The following is an 18,219-nucleotide window of genomic DNA, read 5'->3' on the forward strand; positions in this document are numbered from 1 at the left end:
GGATAATGTGAAGCGTACTGAAACACAAGCCTTAATTGAAACGGTGATGAGTGACTTAGCTGAGCGCAGCAGTTTTTTAGGCATTGAAGATGATGAAAAGAGAAGATTCGTTTGTGGATCGGCAAAAGAAATCCTAAAAACAACGGATAAAGTAATTAAAAGCTACATACGAGTATCTACTGAGAAAGATGGTATTGTGCGGATTCCGGCATACCGGGTGCAGCACAATAATATTAGCGGCTTCTATAAAGGCGGTATTCGTTTTAGTGAATTTGTCAATGAAGCAGAAGTTGAAAATCTAGCTATACTTATGACCTTGAAAAATGCCTTGCACAGACTTCCGTACGGCGGGGCAAAAGGCGGAGTTCATGTAGACCCGCGCAAATTCACAGATAAAGAATTAAACTTAATTAGTAAAAAATATGTCCAGCGTTTTTCTCGTGATATTGGCCCAAATCATGATATCCCGGCACCAGACTTGGGCACAAATGAGAAAATTGTTGATTGGATGGTAGGAGAATTCAAGACAATCCACCCAGGTGAACCGTATTTAGGATCATTCACAGGGAAAAGCGTAGAGAATGGCGGAGCACGTGGAAGACGGGAAGCGACGGGAAGAGGGACCTTTTTAAGTTATTCTTGGCTTCTAGATCAATGGTCAGGCACTCACGCAAACGGAACAGATATTAATCGTCATAAACAATGGGATACTTTAAAAACATTGAGACAGCAGGCAGAAGATGGAAAGGCCATTCGTGTCGCTGTCCAAGGCTTTGGTAACGTGGGAGGAGTGGCAGCTCTTGAAGCTTACCAATATATGAAATATAATCATCAAGTAGTTGCGGTATCTGATCGTTTTACTACTCTCTATCATGAAGATGGTCTTGATGTGAAAAAGCTGATCGAGTATACAAAGAACGGACGCGACCTTCCGTCCAATCGAGAGCAGCTTCTAGAAGCAGGGGTTACCGCTCAAGTAAAGCCTGTTGAGGACGTGTTAACCATTGACACAGATGTATTAATTCTTGCTGCGATTGAAGATCAAATTCATCAAGATAATATGGAAGAGGTTAAAGCGAAAGTGCTGATAGAAGGAGCGAATGCACCGATTTCACTAGAAGCAGATGATTACTTCGAACGTGAAGGCACGGTTGTTATTCCAGATATTTTGGCCAATGCAGGCGGTGTTATTGTGTCTTACTTAGAATGGAAACAAAGCCGGGTGACAGAGTTATTTACCGAAGAAGAAATCATTGAAAATATGTCCAAACAAATGATAGAAACCTTAAAAAATGTCTATGATACGTATTTTTCATCAGTCGGTCAAACGATGAGGACGACCTGCTTTACGTTGTCACTTGAAAGATTGACAAGTCTTTTATACCGTCACGGTAAATTGTTTTAAAGGTAATAAAAAGGCTGACTCTTATCACAGAGTCAGCCTTTTAAAATTATTCGACTGTAAATACATCGCCGAATGAATAATTTGTTTTTCCAGCTTTTGTTGACCACGCAACAAGTCGATATTTCCCTGGAGCTAAAGTTCCACCGTCAATCGTTAGATCCCAAGTGAAATCATAATATCCAGCACCAATATTGGTATCAGTAAAAGCATGACCAATAAATGCAGTTAAATTCTCGTTGTACACTTCAAATTCTAATTCTTCAGCACCGCCTGGTACGTACGCAGAACCAACTAGATTCCCTGTTGCAGGATTCAAGTTGTACGCAAGAGACGTGATTCGCGGGTAGTCGGGTTCTTGTACAAATAGAATGGTCGGTACTTCATATGAATTTGAACCTTCGCTTACAACAATTGTTCCTGGATAGTAACCAGGGGCAAGCTTACTCGCATCTACTTCAACCGTAAAGTTAACTTTTTGTGAGCGGTTAGGCTGTACGCGTAAATTGTTACTTGTGTTTACTTTAATTGCTTCTGATCCTTTTTCAAATGACACATCAAATGAATAGGATTTACGCTCATTAGATAGGTTGTTAATAGTAAAGTGTTGACGCTCTGTTGTTAACTCACCATCTGCATCAAACACACCAAAAGAATGGCTTCCAGGAGTGATAAGTGTCTTTGTTTCAATGGCATCTAATACACGGATACTACCTGCGCCTTGTGTATTATGAGGGTAGAGATTTCCGTTCGCATCATATAAGTTTTCTGCTGTATTCATTAAACTTGCTTTAACAGCATCTACTCCCCAGTTAGGGTTCGCTTCAAGAATAAGTGCTGCTGCACCTGCCACGTGAGGAGCTGCCATACTTGTACCTTGAAGTGCTGCATAACCATGCGGGTTATCTGCTTGGTGAGTAGGAACTGTACTTGTAATATTGACACCAGGTGCTGATACGTCAGGCTTAATCATCCATGTATCCATAACAGGACCGCGAGATGAGAAGTCAGCAACTGTTTCGCCAACCATCTTATCAAATTCGATTGAGAAACTTACTGTATTAAAGCCGTCTTTAACGCCTTCACGCATTGCTACGCCATCAGCGTTTGATAACATAATTGTTGGAACGGCCATACCAGGAACTTCTGGCATTGCGCCATCTACGTTATTGAAAATAATTGCTCCAACAGCTCCTGCTGCTTTCGCATTTTCAGCTTTTTCTACAAATGGATATTCACCGCGTACGATTAAAGCAATTTTGCCATCAACGTCTAAATTATTAAAATCAGATGGAGCACCAAGTCCAGCATAAACAAATTCAAACTCTTCTCCGTCTAATGCTAATAACTCTTCAACCGTTGAGAAGCCCATCACTTTTGCACTATCAAACTCTTGATCAGAGCCAGTTGAAATGTCTGCGCTGTATACTTCGTAAGGCAAGCGAGTTGCGCCTACAGAGATTGCTTCACGAGAAGTACCAGGAGAACCTACAGTCCAGTTGTTAGGACCGCTGTTTCCGTTCGATGTGACAGCAACAACACCTTCAGCCATTGCCCAGTCAAGTGCGATACTTGTTGCCCAGTCAGGGTTATTTAAAGAATTTCCTAATGATAGATTCATAACATCTGCACCGTCTTGAACGGCACGCTCGATACCTGCTACAACATTTTCAGTAGTTCCGCTTCCGCCTGGTCCAAGAACGCGGTATCCAAGAAGTGTAGCATCTGGTGCGACACCTTTAATTAGACCGTTAGCAGCAACTGTTCCAGCAACGTGCGTTCCGTGGTTTGTTTGACGGCCGCGCGGGTCACCTGGAGGTGTTTCTTGTGGGTCATCATTGTTATCAACAAAGTCCCATCCTTTGTAATCGCCGAATGCATGTGCAAGATCAGGGTGAGTATAATCGACACCTGTATCAATTACAGCAACCGTTACGCCTTCACCAGTAAAACCTGCATCCCATGCATCGTTTGAACCGATATGTGGGGCACTGTCAAGCATTGCCGGACTGTATGCATCCTCTTCAATCATAAATCCTTCATCAATCGTTGTCGTTTTGTATTTAACATCAGGATAAATTGCTTTAACTCCTGGGATTGTAAGAAGGTTTGGAATTTCGTTTCCTTTTAACTCTACAGCAAATCCAGAGAAGATATACTCGTATTCTTGTCCGATTTTACTAGAAGCTGTTTCCTTCAACACATTGTTTTTAACTTGATCACGCTTTGCTTTTAAATTTTGTTTTGTTTGGTTTTTACCTTTGTGCTTTGCTTCTACAATTGATTCTTCTTCTAACTCAACAATAACCGTTGTAGGAGCAGATGATTTCGTATCAATCTCTCCCATAATTTCTGCAAGAGGTGTGTTCGTCTGATTAGCAAGAGATGCTGTGCCGAAACTAGTAAGAGCTAAGGCCAACACTAATGTATAAATGACGAACGATTGGAAGGTTCGTTTCATGTAATAGATCATCTCCTTAGATTAAGTAGAAAATAGTCGCTTTCTGGTGGGATCCTGCACAAGAACGCAATTATTTTCGTTGTAATGGCAATATTCTATTAATTTTTACATATTCCTTCATGATTTCCCTAAATTGAGTCTTAGTTCCTTATGTTGTAAAAAATGCTTAAAAATGAGGCGAGTGGTACTAAAGACACATATAGAAAACTCATTTAATTCAATCAATAATTACCTGAATTGATCAAAACTATTAGTATACTAATATTATGAATGAGTATTAAGTTATGAGTTTAAAGGACTATTTTGTTTAGAGACGGTAATATTTAGTGAATAAAATATTTTAAAATACGAAATTTTTTTAGAGGAGCAGGGAGTTGGAGGGGATGAAATATGCATGCTATCCTTAAAGGTATTAATGACATCGTAATAACGATAAGAAAGGGAGGAGTTTTCTATGGTCCACATCCTTTTTTCTCATGCAGCGAAAGCAACGTTCACTCAAGCGTTCGAAGATACAATCTTGCCTTTTTCCGGAGAGGTATTTGTATTCGAACCTTATTTTCAAATTGGTAATCTTTCAGATGAGGATCTAAGGCTAAAGCAGCTTAGCCAAGTGTTTGGAACAAAGAGCGATCAAAGTGAGCGAGAAGCGTTAAAGAACATGTTAAACGAACAAGTAGATACTATTATTAACCTAATAAGCCAACAAGAAAAAGTAATTGTTTGGCTTGGTGAAGAAGCGGCGGATGAGCTGGCGTTTATGTATCTGCTTTCTAAAGTAGAACTAGCTCGAGGTAGTTTTTCTTTGCAGGTCAACAGGGTAAGGGGGCCATTATTAGTTCGGGAGCTGCCGCCTGAGCGGTTGGAAGCTCATTTTAACCCGGTAGAACTAACGAATGATGCCCTCTCCCAGCTTCAAAAGACATGGGAACGGGTAAAAGAAAAAGAAAGCGATCTGAGAGTGCGGCAGGCAGACTTTATCTTTGAACATCATTCATTTCATCACTATGATCCCATCATTTTATCGAATATAAAAGATAACGACATAGATGAAGCGGCTGCTTTAGTCGGAGAGATGTATGGAAAAGTTCCTCATCTGCCGTTTCCATTTTTTCTATGGAGATTATATGTGATGCATGACATGAAGTTAATCGATTGGATAGAGAAGGGTGACAAGCAGCCGATGTCCGGTAAGGTTCTGTTGAGATCCTAGAAGAGAAGTGATTGCGTGAGACCGAGGGTGGTTCTTGTTTGAGGGGGAAAGCAGTTGTATGATTCCACCCTTTTTACGCGTCAGTGTGAGCGGGAATAGTATAGCTTCGGCGAGTAATTGTGCCACTCCACATAATGAAACAAAGAGCTGCTCAACTAAAGCAGCTCTCCATCATCTATGGTTGCTTACTATATCTGTTCCAGAATGTGAGAATCCATGAGAATGGAAAGGGGAGTTTATAGCCTGCCTTTTCGAATTGACGTAGCAAGTTGATAAATGCTCCGCCAAGACGGCGGTGTTTGCGTAACTCATCTTCATCAGCACGAACCGTAACGCGGTAGCCATCTTCCAAACCTTCAATTTTAATCTCCTTTGCACCAACCTTTTCTGTCGTTTCTAGCTTCTTTTGCATGAAAATTCCTCCTGTTAAAGTCTTTTGCTTGTCGCATAAAAGGAAATCCCACCGATGACCAAAGGAATACTGCTCCCAATCAACAATGCAATATGATCAAAAAATAAAGCTGTCAAGATTCCAATCAAGCCGATTAACGTAAATAGAAATGAATAATGTCTCGACCATTTTAGTCTCTCGTGTTCTCTATTTTCCCTATGCTGCTTTTCTTGAAGTTCTCGGTATAATTTTGGTTCATCAAAAAGTGCATCCAGTTTGCTAGGGAACCTCAATATAGGTGCTCCATACTTTCTGAGCCAATGAGAGAAGGATGAGTATTCATCCTTCTCTCGGTTTCGTTCTAACCAATCAAGGACAATCGGCTTACCTAATTCGAATAGATCCAATTTAGGATCTATACTGTATAATACTCCAGTTAAAGTTGAGACAGCTCTGCCAAGAAAAGCGAATTCACTAGGCATTTGAACAGGTAGATCTTTAAGCAGCAGCCTGAAATCTGCTAATAGCTGGTTCATAACGTCCTCGTCCCAGCCATTAATATTTGCTGTGAGAGCTACATCTAGAAATTGGCGGATCATTCTTTCTATCTGCTGTTTATCTGCATTCGGCAAAAGGAAGCGTAAACGTTCAAGTGAGTCAACAACTTGGCTGTAATCATCTATTACAAGGGCTTCTACGAGAGTTTGCAGCTCCTTGCTATCTTCTTTTTTGATAGCAGCTACCATTCCAAAGTCAATTAAAACAATTGTCCCATCCTCTTTTAGCAGGATATTACCGGGATGAGGGTCTGCGTGGAAAATTCCTTCTTGTAATAATTGATCAAGAAAAATAGTGAGGATTCGCTTAGCAAGCTCTTCTTTTAAGTAAGGAATGACTTCGATTTGTTCTGTATTGATTACGCTTTTGCCATCTATCCATTCCATGACTAGAACCTTAGCGGTTGTTAGTTCGTTGTTAAATGCAGGGATGTGTACATGATCAGAGTTTGCATATCTTTCTTTAAAAATAAGACCATTTTTTAATTCTTGCTTAAAGTCGAGTTCTGCCGTTATCACTCGTTTTATTTCATTAAATAAACGTGTTGTATCCACTGTTTTTCCTATGATGGTAAATCGGCCAGCTAACCTCATGACAATGGATAAAGCCTTAAGGTCTGCTTTGATTAATTTAGAAATGGTTGGGCGCTGGACTTTAATGGCCGCTGTTTCTCCTGTTTTTAGAGTAGCTTTGTATACTTGTCCAATGGAAGCAGAAGCTATAGGTTCTTTTGTAAGAGATTGAAGAACATTTTTATAAGAGGTGCCCCATTCTTTTTCTAGGACTTTTTTAGTTTGAGTCCATGGAACGGGGGGAACATGATCTATTAAATCGGCCAATTCTTTTAAGAAGACTTCTGGGAGGAGATCGGCACGAGCAGCAAGGAATTGTCCTAGTTTAATAAGCAAGCCCTCAAGTTTTAAAGCTGTTTGCTTATATTCTCGTGCTTGCTGGTGCAGGAGGCTGTTCCACTTCTCTTCATCCCAGTGGTTTTGATGCTTTCTTTGGAATCGGATAATTTGTAGGAAGAACTTTATACTCATGAAGACGATGGTGAACATTCGATAAATAGGCAAACTTTTCACAGAAACAATCACCTTCAGTTTTTATTTTATTATACATGCTGTATAATGATTGTGCACATATAAGACCTTATGTTAGGGGGAAGCGGGTGATAGGTTGAAACTTGAACGTTATTCCTATATGAAAAGAAATCGTATAAAAGCGTATTTTGATCACTTTCCAGACTCTCCTGTTATATTTAGCAAGATAGGGTCTTATTATTTTGTTTACGTAATACAATGGTCAGAATATGATCCCATTGTCCTCCGCAGGGATCTTGAAGAAATGGAATGGCTGATAAACAAAGAATTAGGTTTTAGCGAGGAATATATAAATAGACGTTCTCATAGAAACAACTAAAAGGAGATTAAAATGTGTTATGGCTAAAGTAATGGTAGTAGGAAGTATAAATAGTGACCTAGTCGTACAGGTAGAACGTTACCCTCATGCCGGTGAAACACTGAACGGCTCAGAGCTTGCATGGTTTCCAGGAGGAAAGGGTGCCAATCAAGCGGTTGCGGCTTCCCGTTTAGGAGCAAAGGTAACGATGGTTGGAGCAGTCGGGCGTGATTTTTATGGAGATGAATTGATCCATTCCCTTTAACTTAATTTAGTAGATATTAGTTATGTGAAAAGAACATCAGGCGCATCTGGGGCAGCTATTATTACGGTAGAACAAAATGGGGAAAATCGAATTATTTTATCACAAGGTGCGAATAAATATGTCACACTGGTCAACCCCGAGGAATTAGATGGAATCGAATGGCTGGTCGTGCAAAATGAAATTCCATGGAGCGTAACCGAAGCAGCGATTAAGCTTGCTCATGAACGTGGTGTGAAGGTACTGGTTAATCCTGCACCAGCTGCATTTATTCCGCACAACTTATATCCATTGGTTGACGTGCTAGTCGTTAATGAAGTGGAGGCAATGGAAATAATGGGCGCAAAAGCAGATGAGCTTTCGGAAGAAGACACTGCCAGAAAGCTGGTTTCGCTAGGTGCTAAAGCAGTCCTGTTAACTCTCGGAGCGCGAGGCTCTCTTTATGTTACGCAGGATAAAGTGTTAAGAATTCCTGCATACCCTGTAAAAAATATTGTCGATACAACCGCAGCAGGTGATACATTTATTGGCGGCTTTATTGCTGGTGTAACAGCTGGTAAGGCAATAGAAGAGGCCCTGCAATTTGCAACAGCAGCATCAGCGGTGGCCATATCAAGACTAGGTGCTCAAGTCTCGATCCCTACAAAAGGAGAAGTGGAAGCTTTCATACAAAAGCAATAGAAAAACGACTCATCGTATGACGATGAGTCGTTTCTTTGTTTAGACTGTTGCTTTTTGCAGTTTGTCGATAAACTTTAGAGATCGTCCTGTTCCTACAGCCACTGATTCAAGTGGATTTGGAGCAAGATGCACAGGAACTGAGATCTCTTCTGAGAACCAATCTTGAATACCGTTTAATAAAGCACCGCCGCCTGTAATCATTACACCACGGTCAACAATATCACCGCTCAGTTCAGGAGGGCAGTCCTCAAGAGTAGCTCGGACCGCTTCAAGCACTTGCAGAAGTGATTCGCTTAATGCTTGTTGAATTTCAGTCGAGTGAAGAGTGATGGTTTTAGGAAGACCATTCACTAAGTCACGGCCGCGTACTTCCATTGTCAGCTCTTCATGTTCGATAGGAGCATAACCGATTTCCATTTTGATTTGTTCTGCAGTACGTTCACCGATTAGTACATTGTAGGATTTACGTACATGTTGAATGATCGCATCATCTAGCTTGTCTCCGCCGATACGGACAGAGTTACAAGAGACAACCCCGCCAAATGAAATGATCGCGACTTCCGTTGTACCGCCGCCAATATCAACTACAACATTGGCTACAGGCTCATCTACCGGCAAGTCTGCACCGATTGCTGCTGCTACAGGTTCTTCAATGATGTGTACATTTTTAGCACCGCAGCTTCTGACAGCATCAAGGATTGCTCTGCGTTCAACAGAGGTAGAGCCAGACGGCGCACACACGACGACATTTGGCTTTCTTAAAGATAAACCAAGCTGTTTGCTCGCTTTTTTCATCACGGCACGCAGCATACTAGCTGTCACATCAAAATCTGCAATGACACCATCACGTAGAGGGCGTACAGCTACAATATTAGCAGGAGTTTTCCCTACCATGCTTTTTGCTTCAGCACCAACAGCAAGCACATCACGTGTTTCTGTGTTTAATGCTACAACGGAGGGTTCATTTAAAACGATACCTTTATCTTTACTGTAAACAAGTAAATTTGCTGTTCCTAAGTCAATTCCTAATTCTGCATTTGACCACATAGTATTCACCAACTTTTCATTTAAAAGTCATCTTATAAAAGTCTTCATAGTAAGCTAGTTTAACAGTCCTTCGAATAGATTCAAAGGGGCGTAACGCTTATCTTCTATGTAAGAATATGAGAGATGTATGGGACTTGTTATAAATTTATCTAAAAATCTTCCAAACCTTGCTAATATAAGGCTTTGGTAGGTCTTTTGGTGCGGGTTTTTCCTCTTGCTTGCTAGAAGCTATTACTAAATAGGGCTGTCTATGCTAAATTGATTTAAACACAAGAAAGACCCAGCCGCAGCCAGGTCTTTCCACATAAGGTGGGGGAGGGTGATGCTCATTGCTTGTTAGGCTAGGCGGGGGAGTCGTAAGGGTGCTCAAGCCTTACTTCTTAGCGCCTGTCTAGTCTTATAAATACCCGCCTTAAAATCAATTAAACCTAAAAACAGTTATTTTTTTTGATATTTATTTTGCTTGTTTAATAGAGACAATATTCTTGTCACCATGTTTAGCAGAAGCGGTCTTTTTCACTTCAATAAATTCATCTTCGGTTAAGTTAGTAAAGACAACCGGAGTAATAGAAGAGGTTGCTTTTTCTTTAATGAATTCTAAATCAAAGCGCAATAGCTCTTGGCCTTGCTTAATGTGATCGCCTTCTGAAACAAGAGCGTCAAATCCTTCTCCTTTTAAGTTCACAGTATCTAAGCCGACATGAATCAATACTTCTTTTCCTTCGTTTGTTACTAGACCAAGAGCATGCTTTGTCGGGAATAGTGTCACAACTTTACCTGAGATTGGAGAATGCACGACACCTTCAGCAGGTTCAATCGCAAACCCATCACCCATCATTTTTTGTGAGAATACTTGGTCAGGAACTTCAGTTATTGGAAGAACTTTACCTGAGATTGGCATTGAAAAATCAATGTCGCCAGCTACCGCTTCTACCGTTTCAACAGGTTCTTCTGCTACCGGTGTACGACCGCTGATAATATCATGCATTTGTGTTTTAATCTGATCTGAACGTGGTCCAAAGATTGCTTGAATATTGTTGCCCATTTGCATAACGCCAGAGGCACCAAGTTTCTTTAAGGTGTCTTTTTCAACTTGATCAGCGTCTTTAACACTTACACGTAAGCGAGTGATACATGCATCAAGGTTTACTAGATTTTCTTTTCCTCCAAGAGCACGAAGGACGTTATATGGCAGATCGCCAGCTGAAACGCTAGTCGTATCAGCGTCTTCAGCTACTTCTTCACGACCAGGAGTCATTAGATTGAACTTCTTAATCGCATAACGGAAACCAAAGTAATAGATAGCTGAGAATGCGAGTCCAACTGGAATAACAAGCCACCAATCCGTACGGTTAGGAAGGACCCCGAATAGTAGGAAGTCAATCACACCGCCGGAGAAAGTCATTCCGATTTTAACGTCTAGAATCTGCATAATCATAAATGATAAACCAGCAAACACCGTGTGAATCGCAAATAATAATGGTGCTACAAATAAGAAACTAAATTCAATTGGTTCAGTGATACCAGTTAAGAAAGATGTTAAGGCAGCTGAACCCATAATTCCTGCGACGACTTTCTTTTGTTCAGGACGTGCGCAGTGATAGATTGCTAGAGCAGCAGCAGGCAGTCCGAACATCATGAATGGGAATTTACCAGTCATAAACGTACCAGCTGTAAGCTCAACCCCGTCACGAATTTGTGCAAAGAAAATTGTTTGATCTCCTCGTACAATTTGTCCGGCAGCATTAGTATATTGTCCGAACTCAAACCAGAATGGTGAGTAGAAAATGTGGTGAAGTCCAAATGGAATTAACGCACGTTCAATCACACCAAAAATAAAAGCTGATAATGTTTGGTTAGACTCAACCATTAAGTAGGACAGGTTGTTTAGCCCAACTTGTATCGTCGGCCATACCCAATAGAGAATAACCCCGATGAATAAAGCAAAAAACGCTGTAGCAATCGGTACAAATCGTTTGCCTGCAAAGAAACCTAAGTAAGAAGGCAACTCAATATTAAAGAATTTTTTATAGGTGTAGGTGGCGAGAAGCCCGGCTATAATACCGCCGAATACACCTGTTTGAAGAGTAGGGATTCCAAGTACTGAAGAAATACCAGGGTCAGCACCAATCATCTCTGGTGTCCACTCGCCGTATCCTCCTAGAACGCTCATTGTTACATTCATAATGAGATACCCAATTAGAGCAGCAAGACCTGCAACCCCGTCTCCATTTGATAATCCAATCGCAACACCAACCGCGAATAGTAAAGGCAGGTTCGCAAATACGATGTCGCCTGCACTTTCCATTACACTAGCTAACAGCACAATCCAATCTGCTGTCAAAAAGGGAAGGCGTGCTGTTAAGTCTGGATTTTGCATCGCATTTCCTAATGCGAGCAGAATACCTGCAGCAGGCAAGAGAGCAACAGGGAGCATCAATGCTTTACCGACACGCTGCAATACACTAAAAGACTGCTTAAACATGTAACATTCCTCCAATTTTGTTTAGAATTAAAAGTAGTAAGCTGATCTTTAAAACAACAAAAAAAGGCATGAGCGGAAAAAGCGAACACATCAACTGAATAACGAAATATGGCAAAAGGCATACTTCTTGTTCAATTCATGTGACCGCTTTCTTTTCCTCTCATGCCTGCATAACCAGTAACACGTAAAAAAGAAACGTATTGAGTATTTAATTACTGCTTCGATAAACGTTGTAAATGAAGCGTTAAATAAACTGCTTCAGCATCTGGAACCGTTTTCCTTAAAGCTTGCTGCATAATCTTGATCAGCTTCCAGGACAAATTGTAGCATACAGGATATTCAGATTGCAAGACACTTTTTAAAGCTTCTTGATTGTCTTCATATTTTTCTTTGTTAATCCGCTCAATTGCATGGTGAAGGTGACGGACTAAACGCAGGTAATCCACATCTTTACGATCAATAGAGATCCCTAATGAGCTTTCGATGACTCCGACGAGTTCACTGATCAAACGAGTATGCCGATTTACCTCCTGAAGCGGCCTCCGAGTAAGGGCGCTGTGGATATGCAGGGCTACAAATCCAATTTCTCCTTCAGGAATATTAATTTTAAGCTCTTGATTCATATGTTGAATGATCGTTTGGGCCATTTCAAATTCATCTGGGTAAGCTAATTCGGTCTCTGGAAGGAATGGATTTTTAATATCAAACCCTTGGTGAATGCGTTTGATTGCATAGAATAAGTGATCAGTCAGGGCAATATGAATATGTTCATGCAATCGCACTTTAAACCTCTCTTCAATCATTGAAATAACATCATTCATAAGTCCGATAAAGGCTTCATCTACATAATCAAGCAGCTGCTTGTATTGTTCTTGTTCCTTTTCCTCTTTTAATACAAAGAATTTCTCAGCAACCTCACCAGCGACTTCTTCACCAGGTTTTTTGCCAAACCCAAGTCCCTTCCCGATCAAAATGACTTCAGCATATTCCGGGTGCTCCGCTATCAACACGTTGTTATTTAAGACCTTTTTAACAGTAAGCATACTGCCCCTCCTCTCAGTAAGGTATAAGTAGGTATCATAATAGCTGTTTTTATTCGATCAGGTCAATAAAAGATCATTATATTTCTTTTTTAAAATGATACGATGGATGCGAGGATATAAGTAGAGCCAACAAAAAAGGATGAAGAAAAAGGGCGGGTGAGGGTGTCATGTCAAACGAGAAACCTATTTTATTATTTGACGGGGTTTGTAATGTATGTAACGTAGCTGTAGATTTTATTTTAAAACATGAGAAAGAAGAGCAGTTTCAATTTGCTTCATTGCAGTCAGAGAAAGCAAAAGAGATAAAGAATCGGTATAAGATTTCAGAAACAGTTGATTCTATTATTGTAATAGAACATGGCAAGGTCTATACATACAGCACAGCAGTTTTGAAAATCATTCCAAAACTATCGCTTGGCTGGCAGTTATTCCGCCTATTTGTCATTTTGCCTAAGCCATTGCGCGATACCCTCTATCGGCAGTTTGCTAAGCGTAGATATCAATTTTTCGGAAAAAAAGAAAGCTGCAGAATCCCTGCGCCAGAAGAGAGAAAGCGTTTCCTTGACTAATAGAAGTTAGAATGGTAAGAAATTTCCGGTTGTTCTGCCAGTATTGCTTTGCTACTATAGTGAAGTTATTATATGTGGAATGGTTTAAATGACGGACGCGTTGAAGGGTTAAAGAATTTCGTCAGGCGAACGTTTTATAGTAGTGAAAGTGAGGAGTTGAGCAGGTTGAAACAACAAGAACAATGGTCGTCAAAACTAGGGTTTATCTATGCGACCGCTGGTACTGCAATCGGACTTGGAGCCATTTGGAAATTTCCTTATGTAGCTGGAACAAGCGGTGGGGGTGCTTTTTTCTTTTTATTTATTTTGTTTACTGCACTTATCGGGCTGCCTCTATTAATTGGAGAATTTTTACTCGGCCGGCATACTGGAAAAGATGCTATTTCTACGTACAAACAATTAGCTCCTAAAACAGCATGGGTTTCAACAGGCTGGATCGGCGTGATTACATGTTTTATCGTTTTATCCTTTTATAGCGTAGTAGGGGGATGGAGTTTACTATATTTATTCCATTCTATTACAGGGCAATTGTCTGGACTGACAGTGGAACAATACGGTGAGCGCTTTGGTGAAATTATTGCGAACCCTGTGCCGACACTTGGAGCACAGCTGCTCTTTATTGTATTCACCATTCTCGTTGTATCAAAAGGTGTTCAAAAAGGGATTGAACGAGCTAGTAAGATTATGATGCCTGCGTTGTTTATTTTATTAATTATTATTGCTATCAGGTCTCTTACATTAGAGGGTGCGATGGAAGGTGTGCGTTTCTTACTACTTCCTGATGTATCAAATATTTCATCAGAAACAGTTTTATTTGCATTAGGACAAGCATTCTTTGCTTTATCATTAGGTGTTTCCATTATGGTAACGTACAGCTCATACGTACCAAAAACACAAAGTCTGCCATTGTCAGCTGCATCAATTGGAATTATGAACATCTTTGTTGCTCTTTTATCAGGACTGATTATATTTCCTGGAGTCTTTACGTTCGGCCTTGAACCAAGTGAAGGGCCGCCGTTAATCTTTGTGGTACTTCCAGCCATTTTTGAACAAATGGTATTTGGTGAAATCTTTTTGATCGCATTCTTTATTTTATTTGTCTTTGCAGCACTTACATCCGCTTTTTCAATGCTAGAGATTATTGTTGCGACACGAGTAAAAAAAGATATCACAAAACGCCCGAAAGTAAGCTGGATTGTAGGTCTTCTTATCTTCATATTAGGGATTCCTGCTTGTTTATCATACGGGGCCCTGGCAGATGTACAGATATTCGGCCGGACGTTCTTTGATAACGCTGATTATTTGGTGAGTAACATCTTGATGCCTTTTGGAGCGCTGTTAATTTCAATCTTTATTCCTTTAAAGATGTCTAAAACAACGTTATTTGAAGAATTAAAACAAGGGTCTTCTATAGGGTCAAAATTATTTATGGTGTGGTACGTATTACTAAAATATGTGACGCCGCTTGCAATTATTGTTGTCTTTTTAGATGCCATAGGTATGTTTAGATAAAAGGGAGTGGAGCAGTCTTTTAGGGGCTGCTCTTTTTTGTTGCATAAATATGACATAATTTTCTGATTCATTTATGTTTTTCAAATCCTCTTAACGTGTTAAAATAGGTAAACAAGAGATGCATCTAAGGGCATCAATGGGGAGGGAACCTTATGGAGACAAACAAATTTCAAGCTTACCTAAATGAACGGTTGGAAAAAGCAAAACAACAATTTGAACGAACAATTGATTGTAAACACACGGAATTTGATGACCTCTATCCTTACATGACTGAGCAGCCGCAATTCTTCTGGTATAAACGTTATGTTGCTTGGCAAGAATTGTTGACAGTCGTTAGCATTACAGAAGACAATGAATTTGATTGGAAGTCACTGTTTACCGACAAGCAGAAATCCTACATTGAATCACGCATTTTGGACGCAAAAGTTCTTGATGACTGGTATGAGATGCAAGAAGAAAAAGAAGCGGAGCAATCAGCTCAAAATGAATAAATATCAGCCCCCCTAAGTACTTGAGGCTTAGGGGGTTCCTTATGTATTGGAGTGGTTATAAATTGAGAAGGTTAGGGTTTATAGTACTAGCGTTGATATTCGTTTTGATCATTCAAGCATGTAAAGTAGGTGAAGAGCCCTCAGATGATGAATCTGAGAATGTGCCATCTAAAGAGGAAGCGGCTCCTAAAGAAGAAGATCAGCCCGATGTGAATCAGAGGGAGGTGGAAGAGACTACGCTCAATTACGATCTTGATCTGAGCCCATTTGAACGTGAACCTAGTCAGTGGGGCGAAAATGTTGATGGAGTGAAAACGAGAATGGATACAGATGAACAGCAGATCGCGCTGACGTTTGATGCTTGCGGTGGTCCGTATGGGAATGGCTATGATGAAGAACTGATCACATACTTACTAGAAGCCCAGATACCTGCTACGTTATTTGTAAATCAGCGATGGATTGATGAAAATGAAGAGCTCTTTCTAATGTTAGCGGATGAGCCTTTGTTTCAAATTGAGAATCACGGAACACAGCATATACCACTTTCGGTAAACGGAGGAACGGCATGGGGCATAGAAGCAACAGAAAGCCCGAAAGAAGCACAGCAGGAAGTATTGGGCAACCATAAACGAGTGTATGAGCTGACAGGGAAAGAAATGTCTTTGTTTCGCTCAGGAACGGCCTATTATGATGAAGTGGCTGTCAGTCTCGTTGAAGCCCTAGGGTATGAAGTCGTGAATTTTGACATTCTAGGTGATGCAGGGGCAACGTTTAGCAAGGAACAAGTAACGAACGCATTACTTCAAGCCAAGCCGGGCTCTATTGCTCTTTTGCATATGAATCAACCGCAAAGTGGAACGGCAGGCGGGGTAAAGGAAGCTGTCCCGCTTCTTAAAGAAAAGGGGTTTGAATTTGTCCAGCTTCAAGATGTTGAGTTGAAGTAAAGTTTAGACATACTTAACGCCGGGGTGGACTTCTTTCTGAGAATAGTGAAACTTAGTTATGTCAGAAATCAGTTCAAGTGAAAAAACAAAAAATGCAGTGTAGGCGTAGGATCACCGCTCCTGAAATATGCTTCGCTTTCCGCGGTGAGCTGCTGAGCTTCCTCGGGCTTTTTTGCCCTGTGGGATCTCAGCCCTGCTCTAGGCACCGCAGGAGTCTTCACATATTTCATCCGCTATGTTACTTGCTTCGTCCATTTATTTAGTGGAACGATTTAGTTATGTACCACTTCAAATTATACGAAAGCAGACATTATTAGGTTAATCGGCTAAGATCACTGAACTGCTCCTTATAAAAATGGGAGCAACTTAACCAAATCCCTTCCTCCGTTGATTGGAGCGGAAGGCGCCGACTCCAGCGGGATGCGCGTGACCAGGGAGATCCCACAGGGCGTAAGCCCGTGGAAAGCGTGTGCCTGCAGCGGAGATCAACCACTGCTGCAAGGCAAGCCTAGTTATTAACCCGAACTAAAGCAACGCTACTCCACCTTCCTTTTTTTGAAGGCCGTGAACAATTTCAATGATTTTATTTGCCGTATAGGATATTTGTTCGCTGGTCGTACTTCTGCCTAGAGAAATGCGAAAGTAGCGGTTAATATCCTGTTCGGTTTTTTGTAATGAAATCATTGTTTTTGATGGCGTTTGACTTCCTATTTGACAGGCTGTTCCAGTAGAGATCTGAATATGGTGCCGGTCAAGCATCTGCATCATCCATTGACCTTCAATGCCCTTTATCGAAAGTCCGATGATTGAAGGGAGCTGCCTATCTTTTGCTGTACTCCCCTCAACTTTAAAAGAAATGCCTGCGTTAGACAGTGCAGATAATAATTGCTCTCTAAGCTTCCAAAAATGATCAAGCTGCTGACTAAGCGTTTCCTGAATCTCCAGTGCAGCTGTAGTGAAGGCAGCTATTCCAGGCAGGTCAATCGTTCCTTGCCTAAATCCATTTTGATGATGAGTGAAGGGAAGAGTCGGACTCCAAGCGGTTTGTTTGTTGATGTAAGCAGCACCGACTCCTTTAGGACCGTAAATTTTATGGCTGGCCACTGAAATGGCATCAAGCTGGTTCCGACGGACATTAAGCGGAAGCTTTCCGAAAGATTGCACACAATCACTATGGAAAATGATATTCTTCTCTTTCAATATGGCTCCAATCTCTTTAAGTGGTTGAATGGAACCTGTTTCTGAATTGACGTGCTGAATCGAAGCTAAAACCGTATCGCTTCGAATGGATTCTTTAAGCTCGGTGATAGATATCAAGCCCTCACTTGAAACAGGTAAGTACGTAACTTCCACTCTTTGCTCTTCTAGCTTTTGAAAAAAGGATAAGACAGAAGGGTGTTCAATAGAGGAAGTGATCACATGATTTCCTCTTGTTTTAATAGATTTGAATAAACTTTCTAATAGTAATTGATTTGCCTCAGAACCGCTACCGGTAAAGTAGATTTCAGACCCCTCACAACCAAGAAGTTCTCCCATTTCTTTTTTACATATCTCAAATAAATGCCTTGCCTCTTCACCCTCTTCATGAAGGCTCTGGGTGTTGGCAAAATAATGTTCACTCGCACGAATCCATGCATCGATCGCTTGTTTTGAAATAGGGGTTGTTGCGGCATGGTCTAAATAGATCAACATCCTCACTCCTGTTAGTTAAGTCTTGTCTTTAGTTTAATTTTATGTAAATATAGGTGTCAAGACACAT

At 40.8% G+C, this 18,219-nt stretch carries 13 protein-coding genes and 1 pseudogene; 7 read left to right on the forward strand and 7 right to left on the reverse strand.

Annotation, left to right across the window (positions count from 1 at the left end):
- Positions 1-7 precede the first annotated feature (7 nt).
- Complete coding sequence (locus BPOF4_RS02590; protein WP_012957500.1) at positions 8-1,405, forward strand: Glu/Leu/Phe/Val family dehydrogenase; 1,398 nt, start codon at positions 8-10, stop codon at positions 1,403-1,405.
- Between the two features lie 46 nt (positions 1,406-1,451).
- Here the strand turns inward: BPOF4_RS02590 and BPOF4_RS02595 are convergent, their stop codons facing one another.
- Positions 1,452-3,863, reverse strand: a complete 2,412-nt coding sequence (locus BPOF4_RS02595; RefSeq protein ID WP_012957501.1) for a S8 family peptidase — start codon at positions 3,861-3,863, stop codon at positions 1,452-1,454.
- A gap of 454 nt (positions 3,864-4,317) precedes the next feature.
- Between BPOF4_RS02595 and BPOF4_RS02600 the strand changes: the two genes are divergently transcribed.
- Positions 4,318-5,076 carry a DUF1835 domain-containing protein gene (locus BPOF4_RS02600; RefSeq protein WP_012957502.1) on the forward strand — a complete coding sequence of 253 codons (759 nt, stop codon included), beginning with the start codon at positions 4,318-4,320 and terminating at the stop codon, positions 5,074-5,076.
- Between the two features lie 175 nt (positions 5,077-5,251).
- Here BPOF4_RS02600 and BPOF4_RS02605 read toward each other — a convergent pair whose 3' ends face one another.
- Both BPOF4_RS02605 and BPOF4_RS02610 read right to left on the reverse strand, forming a co-directional pair.
- Positions 5,252-5,488 (reverse strand): hypothetical protein, encoded by a 237-nt coding sequence (locus BPOF4_RS02605; RefSeq protein WP_012957503.1) that lies wholly within the window; start codon positions 5,486-5,488, stop codon positions 5,252-5,254.
- A gap of 14 nt (positions 5,489-5,502) precedes the next feature.
- Positions 5,503-7,110, reverse strand: coding sequence for an ABC1 kinase family protein (locus BPOF4_RS02610; RefSeq protein WP_012957504.1), 1,608 nt, complete (start codon positions 7,108-7,110; stop codon positions 5,503-5,505).
- Between the two features lie 368 nt (positions 7,111-7,478).
- Between BPOF4_RS02610 and rbsK the strand changes: the two are divergent.
- Positions 7,479-8,369 (forward strand): annotated as a pseudogene (gene rbsK / locus BPOF4_RS02620) (ribokinase).
- A gap of 39 nt (positions 8,370-8,408) precedes the next feature.
- Here the strand turns inward: rbsK and mreBH are convergent.
- The 3 genes from mreBH to glcT form a co-directional block, all read right to left on the reverse strand.
- Positions 8,409-9,416, reverse strand: a complete 1,008-nt coding sequence (mreBH, locus tag BPOF4_RS02625) for a rod-share determining protein MreBH (protein WP_012957508.1) — start codon at positions 9,414-9,416, stop codon at positions 8,409-8,411.
- Positions 9,417-9,870: 454 nt separating this feature from the next.
- On the reverse strand, positions 9,871-11,901 hold the full coding sequence (gene ptsG / locus BPOF4_RS02630; protein WP_012957509.1) for a glucose-specific PTS transporter subunit IIBC: 2,031 nt from the start codon (positions 11,899-11,901) through the stop codon (positions 9,871-9,873).
- Positions 11,902-12,113: 212 nt separating this feature from the next.
- Positions 12,114-12,944, reverse strand: a complete 831-nt coding sequence (glcT, locus tag BPOF4_RS02635; protein ID WP_012957510.1) for a glucose PTS transporter transcription antiterminator GlcT — start codon at positions 12,942-12,944, stop codon at positions 12,114-12,116.
- Positions 12,945-13,111: 167 nt separating this feature from the next.
- Between glcT and BPOF4_RS02640 the strand changes: the two genes are divergently transcribed.
- From BPOF4_RS02640 to BPOF4_RS02655, 4 genes are all read left to right on the forward strand, one after another.
- Positions 13,112-13,513 carry a thiol-disulfide oxidoreductase DCC family protein gene (locus BPOF4_RS02640; RefSeq protein ID WP_012957511.1) on the forward strand — a complete coding sequence of 134 codons (402 nt, stop codon included), beginning with the start codon at positions 13,112-13,114 and terminating at the stop codon, positions 13,511-13,513.
- Between the two features lie 156 nt (positions 13,514-13,669).
- The gene (locus tag BPOF4_RS02645) at positions 13,670-15,025 is read left to right on the forward strand and encodes a sodium-dependent transporter (protein ID WP_412675589.1); all 1,356 of its coding nucleotides are present in this window, start codon (positions 13,670-13,672) and stop codon (positions 15,023-15,025) included.
- Positions 15,026-15,177: 152 nt separating this feature from the next.
- Complete coding sequence (locus BPOF4_RS02650) at positions 15,178-15,516, forward strand: hypothetical protein (protein WP_012957513.1); 339 nt, start codon at positions 15,178-15,180, stop codon at positions 15,514-15,516.
- 41 nt (positions 15,517-15,557) lie between these two features.
- Complete coding sequence (locus BPOF4_RS02655) at positions 15,558-16,460, forward strand: polysaccharide deacetylase family protein (RefSeq protein ID WP_012957514.1); 903 nt, start codon at positions 15,558-15,560, stop codon at positions 16,458-16,460.
- Positions 16,461-16,985: 525 nt separating this feature from the next.
- Here the strand turns inward: BPOF4_RS02655 and BPOF4_RS02660 are convergent.
- Positions 16,986-18,152: an IscS subfamily cysteine desulfurase gene (locus BPOF4_RS02660; RefSeq protein ID WP_041822212.1), complete on the reverse strand. Its 1,167-nt coding sequence runs from the start codon at positions 18,150-18,152 to the stop codon at positions 16,986-16,988.
- Positions 18,153-18,219: the final 67 nt, after the last annotated feature.

The sequence above is a fragment of the Alkalihalophilus pseudofirmus OF4 genome (assembly GCF_000005825.2).
GTDB classification, from domain to species: Bacteria; Bacillota; Bacilli; order Bacillales; family Bacillaceae_D; genus Alkalihalophilus; species Alkalihalophilus pseudofirmus.